We start from the raw sequence: 17,909 nt of genomic DNA on the forward strand, positions 1-17,909 counted from the left end.
TCACCGGGGTCGCCGTGGTCGCCGCCCGCCACCGGGGGCCGCCACGGCCGCCGCCGGGCTTCCCGGGCGGCGGGCCCGGCCGGACGGCCCGGACCGAGGAGGTGGACGGGTGCGCGTGGTGTCGCTGGTGCCCTCGCTGACCGAGGCGGTGGCGGCGACCCTGCCCGGGCTGCTGGTCGGGGCCACCGACTGGTGCACCCACCCGGCCGACCTTGACGTGCCACGGGTGGGCGGCAGCAAGTATCCCGACCTGGACCGGATCCGCGCGCTCCGGCCCGACCTGGTCCTGCTCAACATCGAGGAGAACCGGCGCGAGGACGCCACCGCGCTGGCCGCCGCGGGCGTACCGATCCGGGTGACCTACCCGCGCACGGTGGACGGCGCGCTGACCGAGCTGGCCGACCTGCTCCGCGATCTGGGCGCGCCGGCGGAGCCCGACTGGCTGGCCGCGGCCCGGCGGGCCTGGGCCGGGCTGCCGCCGACCCCGGTCGCCCGGCGGGCGGTGGTGCCGGTCTGGCGACGCCCCTGGGTGGTGCTCGGCGCCGACACCTTCGCCGGGGACGTGCTGCGCCGCCTTGGGGTGTCCAACATCTACGCCGACCAGCCGGAACGCTATCCCCGGCCGAGCCTGGAACAGCTACGCGCCGACGCACCGGAGTTGGTCGTGCTGCCGGACGAGCCGTACCGGTTCACCCGCGACGACGGGCCGGAGGCGTTTCCCGGCACTCCCTGTGCCCTGCTGTCCGGACGGCACCTGACCTGGTACGGCCCGTCACTGGCCGAGGCTCCCTCGGTGCTGGCCGCCCAACTCGCCACCGGCTGACCGTCCCCTGCGCCCTCCCACGACCGCCGCACCTACGCACGGCTGCCGTGACCGGTGCCAGTCGGGCGTGCCGCCCAGGTCTGGTGGCCCCGGTCGGATGGTCCCGGTCCGGGTGGTCCCGGTCGACAGGGGTCCAAGGTCCCGCCGTGGCCCGCCCGGTGGCCCTGCCGACGCCACGTCCCACGGGCGTCCAATGAAGGTGCCACCGGGACAGCGGTGCGAAGCAAAGAAGGGACGTGGACACGATGACCGCGATGATCGAGCGGAACACCGTCGCCATCAACACCCCGGGGGCCGCGATCGACCGCAAGCAGCCCATCCGGGAGCGGGCCACCCGCTACCTGCTCGCCGGGCTGCGCCTGGCGCTGGGCTGGATCTTCCTCTGGGCCTTCCTGGACAAGGTGTTCGGCCTGGGGTTCGCCACCGAGGCGAAGAACGCCTGGCTCAACGGGGGCAGCCCGACCAAGGGCTTCCTCACCTTCGGCGCCGCCGGTCCGTTCCAGGGGTTCTACAACGGCATCGCCGGCGCCGCCTGGGCCGACTGGTTGTTCATGATCGGGCTGGCGGCCATCGGTACCGCGCTGATGCTCGGCATCGGGGTCCGCGTCGCCGCCGCGGCCGGTGGCCTGCTGCTGGTGCTGATGTGGACGGCCGCCCTGCCCCCCACGAACAACCCCTTCATGGACGACCACCTGATCTACGCCGGGGTGCTGGCCCTGCTCGCGGTGACCAACGCCGGTGACACCTGGGGCGCGGGCCGCGCCTGGGCACGGCTGCCGATCGTCAAGCGGTTCGGCTGGCTCCGCTGACCGACCTACCCACCTCCCCCCCTCGCGGCGGGCGTCACCACCGGTGACGCCCGCCGCACTCGATGGCCCGCACCGCGACGCTCCCGCCACCTTCGACTCCGCCGCAGACGGCCCCGCCCGCGACGGCAGGTCGCCCCCGGCGACGGAGGCGGCTGGTGGGCACGTTCGTTGCTGCTGTGACCGCAAGAGACGTACCCACGGGGCGGATGATGGTTCGGAGACCGGCGCGTACGGGGGCAGCCCGCCCACGGTGGGCGCTCTCTTCACGTGGCGGTCGCCGCTCTTGACGTAGCATCCGGCAGGATTGTGCTGACCGAAGCCGACGTCACAGGAGAATCCGCATGAATCAGGCAGCGAGCAAGCCCGAGATCGGTCCGATCGAGGGCGCCCCGCCGGCCGACCTCGTGATCGAGGACATCGCCGTGGGCGAAGGCCCCGAGGCGCAGCCCGGCCAGGTGGCCCGCGTCCACTACGTCGGGGTCTCGCACTCCACCGGCGCCGAGTTCGACGCCTCCTGGAACCGGGGCGACGCGTTCGAGTTTCCGCTCGGTGGCGGGCGGGTCATCGCCGGCTGGGACCAGGGCGTGGTGGGGATGCGGGTCGGGGGCCGGCGCAAGCTGACCATCCCGCCGCACCTGGGCTACGGCAGCCGGGGCGCCGGTGGGGTCATCAAGCCCAACGAGACCCTGGTCTTCGTGGTCGACCTGCTCGGTCTCCGCTGACCTGTGCGTCCGGCGCCGGCCCCCGTGCCCGGCGCCGGACGCCTCGCCGGCAACGTACGCCACGCCACCTGCGCCGGTGTCGGCCTCGCTGTCGCCGCGGGTGCAGGGCGACGCCGGCGGCCTGCGTGCCGGTGTCTCAGACCGCCGCGAGCACCCGCTCGGGAGCCGGGCCGACGACCGGGATGACCCGGCGCAGGCCGGTGGCGCGCAGCACCCGCTCCACCACCGGTGGTGGGTCGAGCAGCACCAGCTCGCCGCCCTGGGCCCGGACCCAGAGTCGCGCCGCGACCAGCGTGCGGACCCCGGCAGCGGAGAGCACCCGGACATCGGAGAGATCGACCCGCAGCTCCGGCCGGGCCGGCGCTGCCCAGAGAGCGGCGCGGAACGCGGCGACGGTGGCGATGTCGATCACGCCGACCGCGCGAACACACACCGCACCGTCGGAGACGATGGTCTCGACGTGGAACCGCTCCTCGCGCTCTCGCATGAGAAGAACCTATCCGCCGCCACCGACACTTCCACCCTGCCGAGAGGTGGTTCCGGGTAAGCCCAGGGCAGGACCCGCAGGTCCCCCGCATCCACCCTAAGGAGGATCCCCCGCTCCGGGACTGCCGGCACGTCCTCGCCGGCAGGCGCAGGCAGACCGGCGCCATGGCAGGCGCCGGCAGACCCGACCACGGCAGCCCCGCGACCGGCGCCACGGCGGGCGCCGCGAAACCGACCTGCCGCAGGCGCCACCGAACCGAGAGCCGGGCCGGTCGATGTCGGACCGGCCCGGCTGCTACGTGCCCGGTCAGCCGCCGCTGGCGGAGGGCGCCGGCTCCGGCGAGCCGCCGGCCACCGCGCCCGGATCCGGCGACTGGGTCGGTGTCGGCTTCAGCCCGGGCGGTACCGGCAGCGCGCTGCCCTTGGCGAACTCGTCCCAGCTGACGTTCCAGGCCGTCCAGCCGTTGCCCTCGTTGAGCTCGACCTCGGTGCCCTTGACGGTGACCAGGTCGCCGACCTGGGTGACGCCCATCAGCCAGTCGGCGTTGGCCGCGGAGAGGTTGGTGCAGCCGTGCGAGACGTTGGCGTATCCCTGATCCCCCTCCGACCAGGGCGCGCCGTGGATGAACTCACCGCCCCAGGTGAGCCGCTGCGCGTCCTCGACGTCGACCACGTACGGGTCGGCCGAACCCGTCGTGTCGAACGTGGTGAAGTCGTGCTTCTCCATGATCACCATCTTGCCGCTGGAGGTCGGCGTGCTCGGCTTGCCGAGGCTGACCGGCAGTTTCTTCAGCAGCTTGCCGTCCTGGATCACCGACATCTGCTTGGTCGCGTTGTCGATCTCCAACTCGACCTGCCGGCCGATCTTCGAGGTGGCCCGCCGGTCGGCGTCGCCCACCTGCTCCTTGCCGATGGGCAGCCCCTCCAGCGCCGAACGGACGCTGATCGTCGTGCCCGGACGCCAGAAATCGGGCGCCCGGTAATAGACCTGGCTACCGTCGGACACCCAGGACCAGGTGCCCGGCTGCGGCGGATCCGTCTTCACGAACAACCGGCGCTGCACATCCGCCCTGGCCTCTTTCGGAATTGGCGGGTCGAAGGCGACGGTTACCGGCATGGCCGTGCCGTACGTCCGATTACCGGCGAAATACATCGTGCTGGTGATGGCCGGTTTCGACGATTTCGGCTGGGTCGTGAAGGTTGTCTTGCGGGTGGTGGTGCGCCCCTTGTCGCCGGTCGCGGTCACCTCCGCGGTGTACGTGCGCTTCGGCTGCAACACCTTGTTCGGCACCCAGCCGGAGCCGTCCTCGCGGGGCTCCGCCTCGACCGTGGCACCCTTGTCGTCGGTGATCCGCACGGCGGTGACCCGCCCGTTCTTGACGACAGTGCCGATCTCGGCGCTGATCGGCACGTCACTCACGCCCTCGGCGGGCGTCACCGCCAACTCCGGGGCGGCCCGCCCCTCGCTGGCCTGCTTGCGATCGCTGGTACACGCCCCCAGCGCCAGCGGCGCCGCTGCCACGGTCACCGCCAACAGCGCCATTCGCCCCCGCAAACCCATGATGAGTCCCCCCGTTTATTGCTCCGCCTTCCGCCATATTCTCTCCGGCGCGGCACCGACGTTTTAGCAATTTCCGAAAGAGCGCAGACATTTCGGCAGAGACGTTTCCGCATAATCGCACCGCGACGAGCGACAAATGCCTCGCAGCGCGGTCGCGGGCGGGCTGCGATCGGTCGTCCCGGCGCGCGCCCGTTCACGGCCGATGTCGCCGCCGGCACGAAAGCGTGCCCGGCGTCCGGTCTGAGCGACTGGACGCCGGGCGCGGGGATCGTTCCCGCGGATCAGACGGCGGCGATCAGCAGCGCCGGCTGCTCCACACAGTCGGCGACGTGTCGCAGGAAGCCGCCGGCCACGCCGCCGTCGCAGACCCGGTGGTCGAAGGTGAGGCTGAGCTGCGTCACCTTGCGCACCGCGAGCTGTCCGTCGACCACCCACGGCTTGTCCACGATGCGGCCCACGCCGAGCAGCGCCGCCTCGGGGTGGTTGATGATCGGGGTGGAGCCGTCGACGCCGAACACCCCGTAGTTGTTGAGGGTGAAGGTGCCGCCGGTGAGCCGGGCCGGCGGCAGCCCACCGACCCGGGCCGCCGTGGTGGTGGCCGCCAGTTCGGCGGCCAGCTCGGCGGTGGTGAGCCGGTCGGCGTCGCGCAGCACCGGCACGACCAGGCCACGATCGGTCTGGGCGGCGATGCCCAGGTGCACTCCGGCGGACTGGATGATCCGCTGCCCCTCGGTGTCGACCCGGGCGTTGAGCTGCGGGTAGCGGCGCAGCCCGGAGAGGCAGATCCGCGCGAGCAGGGCCAGGATGCTCACCGGCCGGTCCGGGACGGCCGCGTTGATCGCCGCCCGGGTCGCCAGCAGGGCGCTGGCGTCGGCGTCCACCCAGATCGTCACCTCCGGGATCTCCCGCCGGCTGCGGGAGAGCTTGTCGGCGATCGCCCGGCGGATGCCGGTCAGCGGGATGACCACGTCCTGCGTCCCGGCCGGTGCGGGCCCGGCCTGCCCCGGATGCTGTGGCGCCCCGGCCGCGAGCGGATCCGGTGACTGCCCGGCCGCGGGCAGCTCCGGCGCCGCGGCGAGTCGGGCCGCCGCGCCGCCAGCACCGACACGCGCCGCGTCGGTCAGTGCGCCGGCCGCCGCCACCACGTCGGCGCGCCGGACCACGCCGCCGGGACCGCTGCCACGCACGGTGGTCAGGTCCACGCCATGCTCGCGGGCCAGCCGCCGGACGATCGGCGAGATGACCAGCGCCGGCACCGCCGCCGGACCCGACGCGGTCGCCGCCGGCGACCCGGCGGACCCGGCCACACCAGCGGCCCCGGACAACCCGGCGGGCGTGAGCCGGGGCCGGCGGCGCCGTCGGGAGCCGCCGTGACCGGTGCCGTACCCGATCAGGACGTTGCCGGAGCCGGCCCGCTCCTCCTCGCGGTAGACCGCGTGCCCGGCAGGCTCGGCCGGGTCGGCGGCGGCGGTCGGCTCGGCCACGGTGATCAGCGGCTGACCGACCGGACGCGCCTCACCCTCCGCGCCGTGCAGGGCGACGACCCGGCCCGCGTACGGGCAGGGCACGTCCACGACGGCCTTGGCGGTCTCCACCTCGACCACCGTCTGGTCCACGGTGACGGTGTCGCCGACGGCGACCCGCCACTGCACGATTTCCGCCTCGGTGAGCCCCTCGCCGAGGTCAGGCAGCAGGAAAACCTTCTCGGTCATGCCACGCTGCTTTCGGTGAGCCAGCGCGGGTCCGGTCGGTCGTCCCACTGCAACCGGGCCACCGCGTCCAGCACGCGGTCGACCGAGGGCAGGTGGGTGTGCTCCAGCATCGGCGCGGGGTACGGGATGTCCAGCCCGGAGACCCGCAGCACCGGGGCGTGCAGGGCGTGGAAGCAGCGCTCCTGCACCCGGGCGGCGATCTCCGCGCCGACGCCGGCGAAGCCCTGCGCCTCCTGCACCACCACGCAGCGGCCGGTGCGGCGGACCGAGGCGGTGACGGTGGCGTCGTCGAAGGGCACGATGGTGCGTACGTCGACCACCTCCAGGTCCCAGCCCTCCTCCCGGGCGGCCTCGGCGGCCTCCAGGGCGACCGGGACCGCCGGCCCGTACGCGACAAGGGTGGCGTCGCGTCCGGGCCGGCGGACGACCGCCCGGCCGAACGGCTCGGCACGCGCGGACAGGTCCGCCTCGGCGCTGCCGAAGTAGAGCTTCTTGGGCTCCATGAAGACCACCGGGTCGGGATCGTCGATCGCCTCCCGCAGCAGCGAGTACGCGTCGGCGACGGTCGCCGGGGTGACCACCTTCAGACCGGGGGTGTGCGCGTAGTACGCCTCGGAGGAGTCACAGTGGTGCTCCACCCCACCGATGCCACCGGCGTACGGCACCCGGATCACCATCGGCACGCTGAGCGCGCCCCGGGTGCGGTTGCGCAGCTTCGCCACGTGCGAGGCGATCTGCTCGAACGCCGGGTACGCGAAGGCGTCGAACTGCATCTCGACCACCGGGCGCAACCCGGACATGGCCAGCCCGACGGCGAAACCGACGATGCCGGCCTCGGCGAGCGGGGTGTCGAAGCAACGCTTGTCGCCGAACCGGGCCTGCAACCCGTCGGTGATCCGGAAGACGCCGCCGAGCTGCCCGACGTCCTCACCGAAGACGACGACCCGCTCGTCGTCGAGCATCGCGTCGGCGAGCGCCGCGTTGAGGGCCTTCGCCATGGTCATGGTGGCCATCAGGCGTCCTCCTCCGACGCGGCGGCCAGCTCGGCGCGGACCTGCTCGCGTTGCTCGACCAGTTGCGGGGTGGGCTGCGCGTAGACGTGCTCGAAGAGGCTGAGCGGGTCGACCGTGGGCTGGGCGTTCATCCGTTCGCGTAGCCGCGCGGCGTACGCCTCGGCCTGCTCGGCGATCTCGGCGACGGCCGCGTCGTCCAGCACGTCCCGGGCGCGCAGGTAGGTCTCCAGCCGGGCGATCGGGTCCCGGTCGCGCCACGCGTCGACCTCGTCGGCGTCCCGGTAGCGGGTCTGGTCGTCCGCGTTGGTGTGCGGCTCCATCCGGTAGGTGTGCGCCTCGACCAGGTACGGGCCCTTGCCGGCCCGGGCGTGCGCGACCGCCCGGTTGAGCACGGCGAGCACGGCCACCGGATCGTTGCCGTCGACCTGCTCGCTGGGCACGCCGTAGCCGACGCCCTTGTGGGCCAGCGTGGGGGCGGCGGTCTGCCGGGACAGCGGGACGCTGATGGCGTACCGGTTGTTCTGCACGAAGTAGACGACCGGCGCCTTGAACACGGCGGCGAAGTTGACCCCCTCGTGGAAGTCGCCCTCGCTGGTCGCGCCGTCGCCGATGTAGACCAAGGCGACGGTGTCGCGCCCCTGGTACGACTCGCCGTAGGCGAGGCCGGCGGCGTGCACGCACTGGGTCGCGAGGGGGGTGCACTGCGGGGCGGTGCGCCGCTCGGCCGGGTCGTACCCGCAGTGCCAGTCGCCGCGCAGCAGGGTGAGCACCTCGACCGGGTCGATGCCCCGGGCGGTCAGCGCCATCGACTCGCGGTAGGTGGGGAAGACCCAGTCGTCGTCGCGCAGCGCGAGGACACCACCGACCTGGCAGGCCTCCTGGCCACGGGAGGACGGGTAGACGGCGAGCCGGCCCTGCTTGGTCAGCGCGGTGGACTGGGCGTCGAAGCGCCGGCCGATCACCATCCGCCGGTACATCTCGCGCAGCGCCTCGACGGGCGGCTCGGGATACTCGGCGCGGGGCGGCAGCGGCGTGCCGTCCGGGCTCAGCAGCCGGACCGGGTCGGCCTGGGGTAGCAGGCCGGCGGACGGGTCGGGCGCGGCCGGGGTGGCCGGCCGGCGCTTCCGCGGGGATGCCCTGCGGGCCGCCTGGGGGGTGGTGGTCACGGCGGAACCTCCTGGACGTGTGGTGGCCCTATGCTCCTGCTGTCGGATGATTGACTCAAGATGCCCGGTGAACGTGGGATGAATGGCACCGAGGGGAGGCCGTGATGGGCCAGGAGACCGCCGACGCGCCGGCCGTACGGGGTGGAACGGGACGATCGGCCCCCGTCCTCGACGAGGTGGACCGGCGCATCCTCGACGAGCTGACCCGCGACGGCCGGATCTCCATCCGTACCCTCGCCGAGCGGGTGCACGTGTCCCGCACCAACGCGTACGCGCGGGTGGAGCGGCTGCTGCGCGACGGGGTGATCACCGGATTCACCGCGCGGGTCGCCCCGGAGCCGGCCGGGCTGGGCACCTCGGCGTACATCGCGCTGACGATCCGTCAGGACACCTGGCGGGAGGTCTCGGCGGAGCTGGCCCGGGTGCGCTACGTCGAGCACGTGGCGCTGCTCAGCGGCGAGCACGACGTGCTGGCCCTGGTCCGGGCGCCGGACAACGCCACCCTGCGGGACGTGGTGCTGGACCGGGTGCAGCGCATCTCCGGGGTGCTCTCCACCCGCAGCTGGCTGGTCTTCGAGGAGTACCACGGCGCGAGTAGCCCGTGGTCGTAGCGCGGCTCAGCGCTCGGGCGGGGCCGCCAGGCCCTCCCGGTCGGCCAGCTCCAGCAGCGGGTCCAGCGGATAGCGCCGCCCGTCCAGGTCGGCGTGCGGGTCGCCGCGCTCGGCGAAGCGGCCCGGCATGGTGGTGACGTCGAAGTCCTCCGGCCGGGCGTGGTCCAGCTCGGCCCAGGACAGCGGCGCGGAGACCAGCGCCGCCGGCGTCGGCCGGATCGAGTACGCCGAAGTCATCGTGTGGTCCCGGGCCATCTGGTTGTAGTCGACGAAGACCGGCCGGTCCCGCTGGTCGCGCCACCAGGTGGTGGTGACCAGGTCCGGGCGGCGTCGCTGCATCTCGCGGCCCAGCGCCAGCACCGCGCGCCGGCAGTCGCCGAAGCTCCACCGGGGCTCGATCGACACGTAGACGTGCAGGCCCCGGCCGCCGGTGGTCTTGGGGTGGCCGGCCAGGCCGAGTTCGTCGAGGAAGCCGCGCACCTCGTGGGCCACCGGCACCACCTGGTCGAACCCCATCCCGGGCATCGGATCCAGGTCGATCCGCAGTTGGTCCGGCCGTTCGACGTCGGCGCTGGTCACCGGCCACGGGTGGAAGCGCAGCGTGCCCAGGTTGACCGCCCAGATCACCACCGCCAGCTCGCCCGGCGCGATCTCGTCGGCCGTCCGCCCGCTCGGGAAGGTGAGGTGTGCGGTGCCCACCCAGTCGGGCGCGCCCGCCGGCACCCGCTTCTGGTAGAAGGCGTCGCCCCGGTTGTCCTGCCGGGTGGCGACGGTCGCCCCCTCGAAGACCCCCCGGGGCCACCGTTCCAGCATGGTCGGGCGGTCGCGCAGCGCCCGCAGGATGCCGTCACCGACGGCGAGGAAGTAACGCACCACGTCGAGCTTGGTCAGCCCGCGCTCCGGGAAGTACGGCTTGTCCGGGCTGGAAACGCGGACCAGCCGCTGCCCCACCTGGATCTCCTCGGCCGCGCCCGCCACGAATTCGAGGGTACGACGGGGTGGCCGCCGGCGGCGGGACTACCGCTCGGTGCCGGCCGGCAGGATCCGACGCCAGGCCGGTGGCGCCGGTCGGGGTCGCCACTCCCGCGGGTAGCCCACCGACACCTCCTCGAAGCGCACCCCGTCGTACCAGGTGGTACGGGGTATGTGCAGGTGGCCGTAGACCACCGCGGCGGTCCGGAAGCGCCGGTGCCAGTCGGCCGTCGCCTCGGTGCCGCACCACTGGGCGAAGATCGGATAGCGCAGGACCCGGGTCGGCTCCCGCACCAGCGGCCAGTGGTTGACCAGCACGGTCGGCAGGCCGTCGTCCGCCTCGGCGAGACGCCGGCCGGTTTCGGCGACCCGCTGCGCGCACCACGCCGACCGGCTCGGGTACGGGTCGGGGTGCAGCAGGAACTCGTCGGTGCAGACGATCCCGGTGCGGTACGCCTCCGCCAGCGCCACCTCCGGGGTGGCCAACCCCTCCGGGAGCCAGCTGTGGTCGTAGAGCAGGAACAGCGGGGCCACCCGCACCGGCCCGTCCGGCCCCGGCCAGACCGGGTACGGATCCTCGGGGGTGAGCACGCCCAGGCCCCGGCACAGCTCGACCAGGTGCCGGTAGCGGTCGTCGCCGCGCAACCGGACCGGGTCCGACGGCGGGGTCCACAGCTCGTGGTTGCCGGGCGACCAGACCACGGTGTCGAAACGACGCCGCAGCAGGGTCAGGGCCCACTCGATGTCGGCCACCGTGTCGCCGACGTCACCGGCGACCAGCAGCCAGTCGTCCGGGTGTTCCGGCCGCAGCCCCTCCGCCACCGCCCGGTTGGCCGGGTGCCCCACGTGCAGGTCGCTGATCGCGAGCAGACTTCCCCCGCCGTGGGCCGCCATGCGCCGATCGTAGGCGGGCGGCGGGTCGCTGGCGAGGGGCGCGTACCGGCCGGCCCGCCGGCAGCGTGCGCCGGACCCGGTAGGATCGGCGGGGGCCGTGACTGGCGCGTGAGGATGGAGCACCATCGGGAAGCGGTCCCGTCACGAGGACGCACGCCGAGCGCCTGGGCCTTCCGCACGCCATCAGGAGGTCGCATGTCGCGCAACGCCGAGTCCACCGCATTCCGCAGCGCGCTGGAGGTCATCCGCGCCGTCGAGCCGCGGGTCGCCGACGCGATCGGAGCCGAGCTGGTCGACCAGCGCGAGTCGCTCAAGCTGATCGCCAGCGAGAACTACGCCTCGCCGGCGACCCTGCTGGCGATGGGCAACTGGTTCAGCGACAAGTACGCCGAGGGCACCGTCGGCCGCCGGTTCTACGCCGGCTGCCAGAACGTGGACACCGTCGAGGCGCTCGCCGCCGAGCACGCCCGGGAGCTGTTCGGCGCGGCCCACGCGTACGCGCAGCCGCACTCGGGCATCGACGCCAACCTGGTGGCGTTCTGGGCGATCCTGGCCGACCGGGTGGAGGCCCCCGCGCTGAGGCGGGCGCAGGCCCGTCACGTCAACGACCTGACCGAGCAGGACTGGTTCGCGCTCCGCCGCGAGCTGGGTGACCAGCGGATGCTCGGCATGTCGCTGGACGCCGGCGGGCACCTCACCCACGGCTTCCGGCCGAACATCTCCGGCAAGATGTTCGACCAGCGCAGCTACGGCACCGACCCGGCCTCCGGCCTGGTCGACTACGACAAGGTCGCCGAGGCGGCCCGCGAGTTCCGGCCGCTGGTGCTGGTCGCCGGCTATTCGGCGTACCCCCGGAAGGTGAACTTCCGGATCATGCGGGAGATCGCCGACTCGGTCGGCGCCACCTTCATGGTGGACATGGCCCACTTCGCCGGCCTGGTCGCCGGCAAGGTCTTCACCGGCGACTTCGACCCGGTGCCGCACGCGCACATCGTCACCACCACCACCCACAAGTCGCTGCGCGGCCCGCGCGGCGGCCTGGTGCTCTGCGGCCCGGAGCTGGCCGACCAGGTGGACCGGGGCTGCCCGATGGTGCTCGGCGGCCCGCTGCCGCACGTGATGGCCGCCAAGGCGGTCGCGCTGGCCGAGGCCCGCCGCCCCGACTTCGCCGACTACGCCCAGCGCATCGTCGACAACGCGCAGGCGCTGGCCGAGGGGCTGCTACGGCGGGGGGCCACGCTGGTCACCGGCGGCACCGACAACCACCTGGTGCTGATCGACGTCACCGGCTACGGGCTGACCGGCCGGCAGGCCGAGCAGGCGCTGCTGGACTCGGGCATCGTGACCAACCGCAACGCGGTGCCGCAGGACCCCAACGGCGCCTGGTACACCTCCGGCATCCGGATCGGCACGCCCGCGCTGACCACCCGGGGCCTGGGCGTCGCGGAGATGGACAGCACCGCCGAGCTGATCCACACCGTGCTCAGCCAGACCACCGCCGGAGCCAACCCGGACGGCACCGCCTCCAAGGCCAAGTACGTGCTCGACCCGGCCCTCGCGGACAAGGTCGGTCACCAGGCCACCGAGCTGCTCGCCGGCTTCCCGCTCTACCCGGGCGTCGACCTGGGCTGACCCACCGCCGGGCCCGGGCCGGCGTCCGCCGTCGCCGTGCCGGCCCGGGGCCGGCCGGCGCGGCGCGATGACCTGCGGCGGGCGGTTCGCGGTCCGCGGTCCGCGTGGTCATTCGCCGGAGGGCGCGGTCAGGGCGACGCCGAGGCCCTGGGGCGTGCCGAAGTTGGGGGTTCCGTCGGCGTGCCAGGTGAACTTCTGCGCCCGGGTGGAGCGGTTCATGTCGCAGCCGCCACCGGCGGAGTCGTTGGCGTGGTAGACGATCCAGTCCTCGGTGCCGTCCGGGGACTTGAAGAAGCCGTTGTGGCCCGGGGCGTAGACCCCGTTGGCGTCGCTGCGCTGGAACACCGGGGTGGGGTGCTTGGTCCAGTGCGCCGGGTTCATCGGGTCGGTGCCGGTCAGGGTGAGCAGGCCGAGCTTGTAGTCGGGCCCCCAGCAGGCCGAGGCCGAGTAGACGACCATCACCCGGCCGTTGTGGTAGAGCGGCTCCGGCCCCTCGTTGACCGGATGGGTCTGCCGCTCCCAGGACAGGGTGGGTGAGCTGAGCCGGACCCGTGCCCCGGTGAGCGTCCAGGGGTTGGTCAGCCGCTGGATGAAGTTGCTCTGCCCGGCGCCGTCGCCACCGTAGGTGCCCATCAGGTAGAGGTTGCCGCCGGCCCGGAGGACGCTGGCGTCCAGTGCCCAGTCGTTGCCCAGGTCGGCCTTGAACGTGTAGGGCCCCATCGGGTCGGTGCCGGCGGATTCCAGGACGTGCAGCCGCTGGGTCGGATTGAAGTCCGTTACGTTCTGCCCGGCCGTGTAGTAGAAGTACCAGCGCGGCCCGTTGGGGCCGGTGAGCAGGTGAAACTCCGGCGCCCACATGTTGCAGCAGCCGTTGGCGCGCCCGGCCAGGTTGAAGATGACCTGGTCGGGGGCGGCGGCCAGCCCGGCGAGAGTCGGGGATCGCCGCATGGTGATGGTGGAGTTCCACGTCGTGGTGGCCAGGTAGTAGTAGCCGGCGTGGTGCTGGAGCCATGGATCCGGACCGTTGCGTTTGATCGGGTTGACGAAGCTGCCCGCGGGCGCGCCGAGCGCGACGAGGCGCCACTGCTGGTTCGCGCCGTCGAGATCCTGGTACTGCGAGACCCGGGCCCCGTCGGCGGTGGACCACTCCCACACGTCGAGCGCCTTGCCGCTGTTGCGGTTGATCAGCCGGACGTGTCCACCGGCCGAGTCGGCGAGCCGGAACTGCTGCCGGGAGTCGTTGCGGTCGGCGTTCTGCACCAGCTGGATGCCGTCGGCCGTGGTCGGCAGGTCGAGCACCTTGCCGCTGTGCCCGGACTGCAGGCGGTACCACCCACCGCCGGAATCGAGAAAGCGCCACTGCTGCCAGGCACCGTCGTTGCGGGTGTACTGGTTGATCGCGGCGCCGTCGTTGGTGGCCAGGTTGTACACGTCCAGCGCCTTGCCGCTGTGCCGGTTCACCAGGACGTACGGCACGTTCGGCTGCACCGTGGCGGCGGATGCCGCGGGCGCCACCACGGTGCTGCCCACGGCGGCGAGCACGATGACCAGTCCGGCGGCGAGCAGGCCGCGACGGTGGTGTCCACGCATGGGTGCGGGCTCCTTCGGGATCAGTAGACGAACGGCCAGCCGGCCGTGTCATAGCCGATGCGGTTGATGCCGAGCAGGGCGGCGCCGTTGCCGGCGTAGTAGTGGTAGACCAGCACGTCGCCGTCGGTGTCGGCGAGGACCGCCGGGTGACCGGGGCCGTGGACGCTGCCGTGTCCGGCCAGCACCTGGGTGCCGCCGCCGGAGGTCATCGGGGTACCGGCACGGTCCAGGTACGGACCGGTGGGGCTGGTGGCCCGACCGACCATGATCCGGTACGTGCTGGCCGCGCCCTGGCAGCAGCGGTCGAAGGAGAGCCACAGGTAGTAGTAGGAGCCGCGCTGGACGATGACCGGCGCTTCGATCGCCCCGCCGCCACGTCCGGCGATGCTGTGCAGGGCGGTGTCGGCCCGCTTGCCGGTGGCCGGGTTCAACGCGATCAACTTGATGCCGGACCAGAACGACCCGAAGCTCAGCCACCATCGGCCGGCCGGGTCGACGATCAGGTTCGGGTCGATGGCGTTGAAGTTGTCCGAGGTCCGTGACTCGATGACCAGGCCGTGGTCGGTCCAGGCGCCGGAGTCCCCGGTCAGGCTCGTGGCCAGGAAGATCGCCGACCGGTTCGATCCGAACGTCGACGCCGAGTAGTACATCCAGTAGCGGCCGTCGCGGTAGGAGAGGTCGGGCGCCCAGAGGTTGCGGCTGCCGCCGGTGTAGGCGGTCGTCCACGGCGCGCCGCCGGGAAAGACCGGGCCCGCGTTGCGGAACGCGATCCGGTCGGACGACGTCTTCAGCGCGATGTTGTCGCCGGTGTGGGCCAGCAGGTAGCCACCGGCGGGACGGCGCACGATGGTGGGATCGTGCACAGCGATGTCGCCGGTGACCCGACCCGGCGACGGGTATGCGGCCGGCGGCGTGGTCGGCCCGGCGGCGGCGTCGACCCGGTCGGCAGCGGTGGCGTCGACGGCTGCGGCCCGGTCGGCGGCGGCCGGGGCAGCCAGAGCGGTGGCGGCGACCAGCGTCGTCAGCGCCATCGACAGGGCGCGACGCGGGGAGAAGAGTCCTCGCGGCGAGGTGGCGGGCGAGATCATGACGGTCCTTCCGGGACGACGGCCGGCGGAGGTCCGCCGCGGCGCCGGAGACCAAATGCGTTGAAGTACATCTATGTTAGCGTTAACGATCATCGGCTGTCAAGCGGCCGGCGTCGAATGCTGTGACCTGCCTGCCCGCTCTCCTCGCCCCGAACAGCACGCGGCCCGGCGCATCAGGGACCGGCATGAGCCGGGCCGCGCCGGGCCGCCGTCACCGCGGTGACGGGCTCAGTTCAGCGGGCGCTTGAGGTGATAGCGGTGCACCTCGGTGCTGCCCTGCACGTTGTTCACGTCCTCGGCGGCCGTGACCAGTTCCCAGCCCTCCCGGCCGACCCGGTTGAGGTGCGCGACCGCGGTGTCCCCGTACGCCGTGACGTCCTTCCGGGACCCGTCCGGCCCGTACCAGACGAAGGTGACGTGAAAATTCCGGCCCTGTCCCTGGTAACGGCGGACCAGCAGGGCGTACTCCCAGGCAATCATGCCGCCCATTATGACCGTCCACCCAGGACCACGGCAGGACAGCGGTCACAGGTTGCAAACCGGTGAACGCGGTGGGTCGCCTCGCCCGCGGGCCACTCAGCCCAGCGGCACGGTGCGCAACTCCCGGGCGGCGGCCGGATCGGCGCAGCCGGCGAGAGCCAGCGCGTCCCGCAACTCGGCGGCGAGCAGCGCCAGCGCGGCGCTCGCTCCGCTCTGCCCGCCCACCGCCAGCGCCCAGAGCATCGGCCGGCCGACCAGCGCCCCGTGGGCGCCGAGCGCCAACGCGCGCAGCACGTCCACGCCACCCCGGATGCCGCTGTCCAGCAGCACCGCACAGCGGTCGCCGACGGCCGCGACCACCTCGGGCAGCATGGTGGCGCTGGCCGGGGCGCCATCGAGCTGCCGCCCGCCGTGGTTGGACACCACCACGGCCCGCGCGCCGGCGTCGACCGCCCGCACCGCGTCCGCCGGGTCGAGCACGCCCTTGACCACCAGCGGCAGGTCGCAGTGCTCGCCCAGCCAGCGCAGGTCGGTCCAGCGCAGCGCCGGCGCGAAGGCCGCACCGCTCTGCGCGGAGACCGGAGTGACGCCCGGCGTACCGCCGTGGGCCAGGTCGTCCCGGCCGCCGGGCAGGTTCGCCGCGACCAGTTCGGGGGGCAGCCGGAAGGCGTTGCGCAGATCCCGGAAGCGCCGGCCCAGCACCGGCACGTCCACGGTGACCACCAGCGCCCGGCAGCCGGCCTCGCGGGCCCGCGCCAGCACCTCCGCGACCAGCGCACGGTCCCGCAGCCAGTACAGCTGGAACCACACCTCCGCGCCGGTGGCGGTGACCTGTTCGATCGGCGTACTGCCCAGGATGCTGGCCAGATACGGCACCCCGGCGGCGCGGGCCGCGGCGGCCAGCGCCACCTCGCCGTCGGGATGCACCAACCGCTGGTACGCCATCGGCGCGATGCCCACCGGCATCGCGTACTCGCGCCCGAGAAGCCGGGTACCCAGGCTGGCGGTGGCCACCCCGGTCAGCATCCGGGGCAGCACGCCGACCCGGTCGAGCGCGACCCGGTTCCCGCCGAGGGTGACCTCGGTGCCGCTGCCGCCCTCCAGGTAGTCCCAGACCTGCGGCGGGAGCACCGCCCGGGCGAGTTCGGCGAAGTCGGCCAGGCAGACCGGGGGCGGACTCGGCGTGATCTCCATGCCGTTCACCATTGCCGACCGGCCCCGCGTCGCGCCAGTGCCGATCGGCCGGACCGGACCTCCCGTCCGGCGGGCCGCCGGACCACGACTCCCCGTCCGGCGGGCCGCCGGACCGCGACTCCGCCCGGCGGAGCTTGATGGCCCGGCGGCACGGCAGGCGCGAATTCGGCATCCGACCGGGGGCCGGGCCGGTGGCGTATCGTCGGGCGATGGCCAGTTGGGACGACGTACGCCGGATCGCGCTGGGCCTGCCGGAGACCGACGAGCGGCCCTCCTACGACGGGTTGCCCGCGTGGAAGGTGCGCGACAAGTCCTTCGTGTGGGAACGCCCACTGCGTGCCAAGGAGCTTGCCGCCCTCGGGCCGGCCGCGCCGGACGGCCCGATCCTCGGCGTACGCGTGGCCGACCTCGGCGTCAAGGAGGCGTTGCTCGCCGACGACCCGGCGCTCTACTTCACCACGCCGCACTTCGACGGCTACCCCGCCGTGCTGCTGCGACTGGACCGGGTCGAGGTCGCCGAACTGACCGAGATCATCGTGGAGGCGTGGTACGCCCGCGCCCCCAAACGACTCGCCGCCACCCACCGAGCCGACCCCACCCCGCCCGACGCCTAGCTGCCCCGAACTGCCCCGACTCGGCGTGGATCTTGGACAGTTTCCGTTCGCAACGGGAACTGTCCAAGACCTCGCGCCTGCATCTCAATGCATGAGAATCAGGGGCCGTCAGCGCTTCTCGCAGGCGACGCCGTCCTTGTCCCGGTCGAGCTTCTTGTTCGCGTTGTAGATCGCCGTCGAGACCTTGAAGTTCGTGACCGGCTTCGTCTTGCCGCGAACCTTGTCCCGCGCGCCCTTCTTACCGACGCCGTGCTTGTACTTCTTGTGCATCGCGGTGCAGTTCTTGAAGGTCGGCGCGGCAGCCTGTGCGGGCGACACGACCGCCACGCTGCCGCCGCCGACCGCCAGGGTGACGACAAGCGTTATCCGGACCAGTCTGGAAACCATTCCAGCCTTCCTGACGAATTGACGGATGGAAGTACGCACGCTAACCCGGAACGGAGCGCCGCCACACCATCCGCCGGACCGCTTCGACAAGGCGTCGGTGCCCGTTCCGTAACCGTCCGGACACCGTCACCGAACAAATGGTTGCCGCCGCCCTC

Annotated in this window: 18 protein-coding genes and 1 riboswitch; of the genes, 6 read left to right on the plus strand and 12 right to left on the minus strand. The window is 72.9% G+C overall.

What is annotated here, in order from left to right:
- Window positions 1-109 precede the first annotated feature (109 nt).
- From ACQPYA_RS20655 to ACQPYA_RS20665, 3 genes are all read left to right on the plus strand, one after another.
- On the plus strand, window positions 110-823 hold the full coding sequence (locus ACQPYA_RS20655) for a helical backbone metal receptor (protein WP_433528745.1): 714 nt from the start codon (window positions 110-112) through the stop codon (window positions 821-823).
- 236 nt (window positions 824-1,059) lie between these two features.
- On the plus strand, window positions 1,060-1,632 hold the full coding sequence (locus tag ACQPYA_RS20660; protein WP_433528746.1) for a hypothetical protein: 573 nt from the start codon (window positions 1,060-1,062) through the stop codon (window positions 1,630-1,632).
- A gap of 341 nt (window positions 1,633-1,973) precedes the next feature.
- On the plus strand, window positions 1,974-2,354 hold the full coding sequence (locus ACQPYA_RS20665) for an FKBP-type peptidyl-prolyl cis-trans isomerase (protein ID WP_433528747.1): 381 nt from the start codon (window positions 1,974-1,976) through the stop codon (window positions 2,352-2,354).
- Window positions 2,355-2,490: 136 nt separating this feature from the next.
- On the opposite strand, the gene ACQPYA_RS20670 is transcribed toward ACQPYA_RS20665, so the two are convergent.
- From ACQPYA_RS20670 to pdhA, 5 genes are all read right to left on the minus strand, one after another.
- Window positions 2,491-2,841: an STAS domain-containing protein gene (locus tag ACQPYA_RS20670; protein WP_433528748.1), complete on the minus strand. Its 351-nt coding sequence runs from the start codon at window positions 2,839-2,841 to the stop codon at window positions 2,491-2,493.
- A gap of 306 nt (window positions 2,842-3,147) precedes the next feature.
- Complete coding sequence (locus ACQPYA_RS20675; RefSeq protein WP_433533550.1) at window positions 3,148-4,383, minus strand: Ig-like domain-containing protein; 1,236 nt, start codon at window positions 4,381-4,383, stop codon at window positions 3,148-3,150.
- A 299-nt stretch (window positions 4,384-4,682) separates the two neighbouring features.
- Complete coding sequence (locus tag ACQPYA_RS20680; protein ID WP_433528749.1) at window positions 4,683-6,113, minus strand: dihydrolipoamide acetyltransferase family protein; 1,431 nt, start codon at window positions 6,111-6,113, stop codon at window positions 4,683-4,685.
- A complete protein-coding gene (locus ACQPYA_RS20685; RefSeq protein WP_433528750.1) occupies window positions 6,110-7,126 on the minus strand; it encodes an alpha-ketoacid dehydrogenase subunit beta in 1,017 nt (338 codons plus the stop codon). The genes ACQPYA_RS20680 and ACQPYA_RS20685 overlap by 4 nt, the downstream gene beginning before the upstream one ends.
- On the minus strand, window positions 7,126-8,292 hold the full coding sequence (pdhA, locus tag ACQPYA_RS20690) for a pyruvate dehydrogenase (acetyl-transferring) E1 component subunit alpha (RefSeq protein WP_433528751.1): 1,167 nt from the start codon (window positions 8,290-8,292) through the stop codon (window positions 7,126-7,128). The genes ACQPYA_RS20685 and pdhA overlap by 1 nt, the downstream gene beginning before the upstream one ends.
- A 101-nt stretch (window positions 8,293-8,393) precedes the next feature.
- Between pdhA and ACQPYA_RS20695 the strand changes: the two genes are divergently transcribed.
- Window positions 8,394-8,903: an Lrp/AsnC family transcriptional regulator gene (locus ACQPYA_RS20695; RefSeq protein ID WP_433528752.1), complete on the plus strand. Its 510-nt coding sequence runs from the start codon at window positions 8,394-8,396 to the stop codon at window positions 8,901-8,903.
- Between the two features lie 6 nt (window positions 8,904-8,909).
- On the opposite strand, the gene ACQPYA_RS20700 is transcribed toward ACQPYA_RS20695, so the two are convergent.
- Both ACQPYA_RS20700 and ACQPYA_RS20705 read right to left on the minus strand, forming a co-directional pair.
- Window positions 8,910-9,881, minus strand: coding sequence for a DNA polymerase domain-containing protein (locus ACQPYA_RS20700; protein WP_433528753.1), 972 nt, complete (start codon window positions 9,879-9,881; stop codon window positions 8,910-8,912).
- Window positions 9,882-9,920: 39 nt separating this feature from the next.
- Window positions 9,921-10,769: a metallophosphoesterase family protein gene (locus ACQPYA_RS20705; protein WP_433528754.1), complete on the minus strand. Its 849-nt coding sequence runs from the start codon at window positions 10,767-10,769 to the stop codon at window positions 9,921-9,923.
- Between the two features lie 87 nt (window positions 10,770-10,856).
- A riboswitch (ZMP/ZTP riboswitch) is annotated at window positions 10,857-10,946 on the plus strand.
- 18 nt (window positions 10,947-10,964) lie between these two features.
- On the opposite strand from ACQPYA_RS20705, the gene ACQPYA_RS20710 reads away from it, so the two are divergent.
- Window positions 10,965-12,401 carry a glycine hydroxymethyltransferase gene (locus ACQPYA_RS20710; protein WP_433528755.1) on the plus strand — a complete coding sequence of 479 codons (1,437 nt, stop codon included), beginning with the start codon at window positions 10,965-10,967 and terminating at the stop codon, window positions 12,399-12,401.
- Between the two features lie 108 nt (window positions 12,402-12,509).
- Here the strand turns inward: ACQPYA_RS20710 and ACQPYA_RS20715 are convergent, their stop codons facing one another.
- From ACQPYA_RS20715 to ACQPYA_RS20730, 4 genes are all read right to left on the minus strand, one after another.
- Window positions 12,510-13,991 (minus strand): family 43 glycosylhydrolase, encoded by a 1,482-nt coding sequence (locus ACQPYA_RS20715; protein WP_433528756.1) that lies wholly within the window; start codon window positions 13,989-13,991, stop codon window positions 12,510-12,512.
- A gap of 20 nt (window positions 13,992-14,011) precedes the next feature.
- Window positions 14,012-15,079: an arabinan endo-1,5-alpha-L-arabinosidase gene (locus ACQPYA_RS20720; RefSeq protein ID WP_433528757.1), complete on the minus strand. Its 1,068-nt coding sequence runs from the start codon at window positions 15,077-15,079 to the stop codon at window positions 14,012-14,014.
- A gap of 228 nt (window positions 15,080-15,307) precedes the next feature.
- Window positions 15,308-15,568, minus strand: a complete 261-nt coding sequence (locus ACQPYA_RS20725; protein ID WP_111242354.1) for a hypothetical protein — start codon at window positions 15,566-15,568, stop codon at window positions 15,308-15,310.
- A gap of 87 nt (window positions 15,569-15,655) precedes the next feature.
- A complete protein-coding gene (locus ACQPYA_RS20730) occupies window positions 15,656-16,753 on the minus strand; it encodes an alpha-hydroxy acid oxidase (RefSeq protein WP_433528758.1) in 1,098 nt (365 codons plus the stop codon).
- Between the two features lie 209 nt (window positions 16,754-16,962).
- On the opposite strand from ACQPYA_RS20730, the gene ACQPYA_RS20735 reads away from it, so the two are divergent.
- Window positions 16,963-17,367, plus strand: coding sequence for an MmcQ/YjbR family DNA-binding protein (locus ACQPYA_RS20735; RefSeq protein ID WP_433528759.1), 405 nt, complete (start codon window positions 16,963-16,965; stop codon window positions 17,365-17,367).
- Window positions 17,368-17,475: 108 nt separating this feature from the next.
- Here ACQPYA_RS20735 and ACQPYA_RS20740 read toward each other — a convergent pair whose 3' ends face one another.
- Window positions 17,476-17,754 carry an excalibur calcium-binding domain-containing protein gene (locus ACQPYA_RS20740; protein WP_433528760.1) on the minus strand — a complete coding sequence of 93 codons (279 nt, stop codon included), beginning with the start codon at window positions 17,752-17,754 and terminating at the stop codon, window positions 17,476-17,478.
- Between the last annotated feature and the right edge of the window lie 155 nt (window positions 17,755-17,909).

It is taken from the genome of Micromonospora sp. CA-263727 (assembly GCF_050942455.1).
GTDB lineage: Bacteria > Actinomycetota > Actinomycetes > Mycobacteriales > Micromonosporaceae > Micromonospora.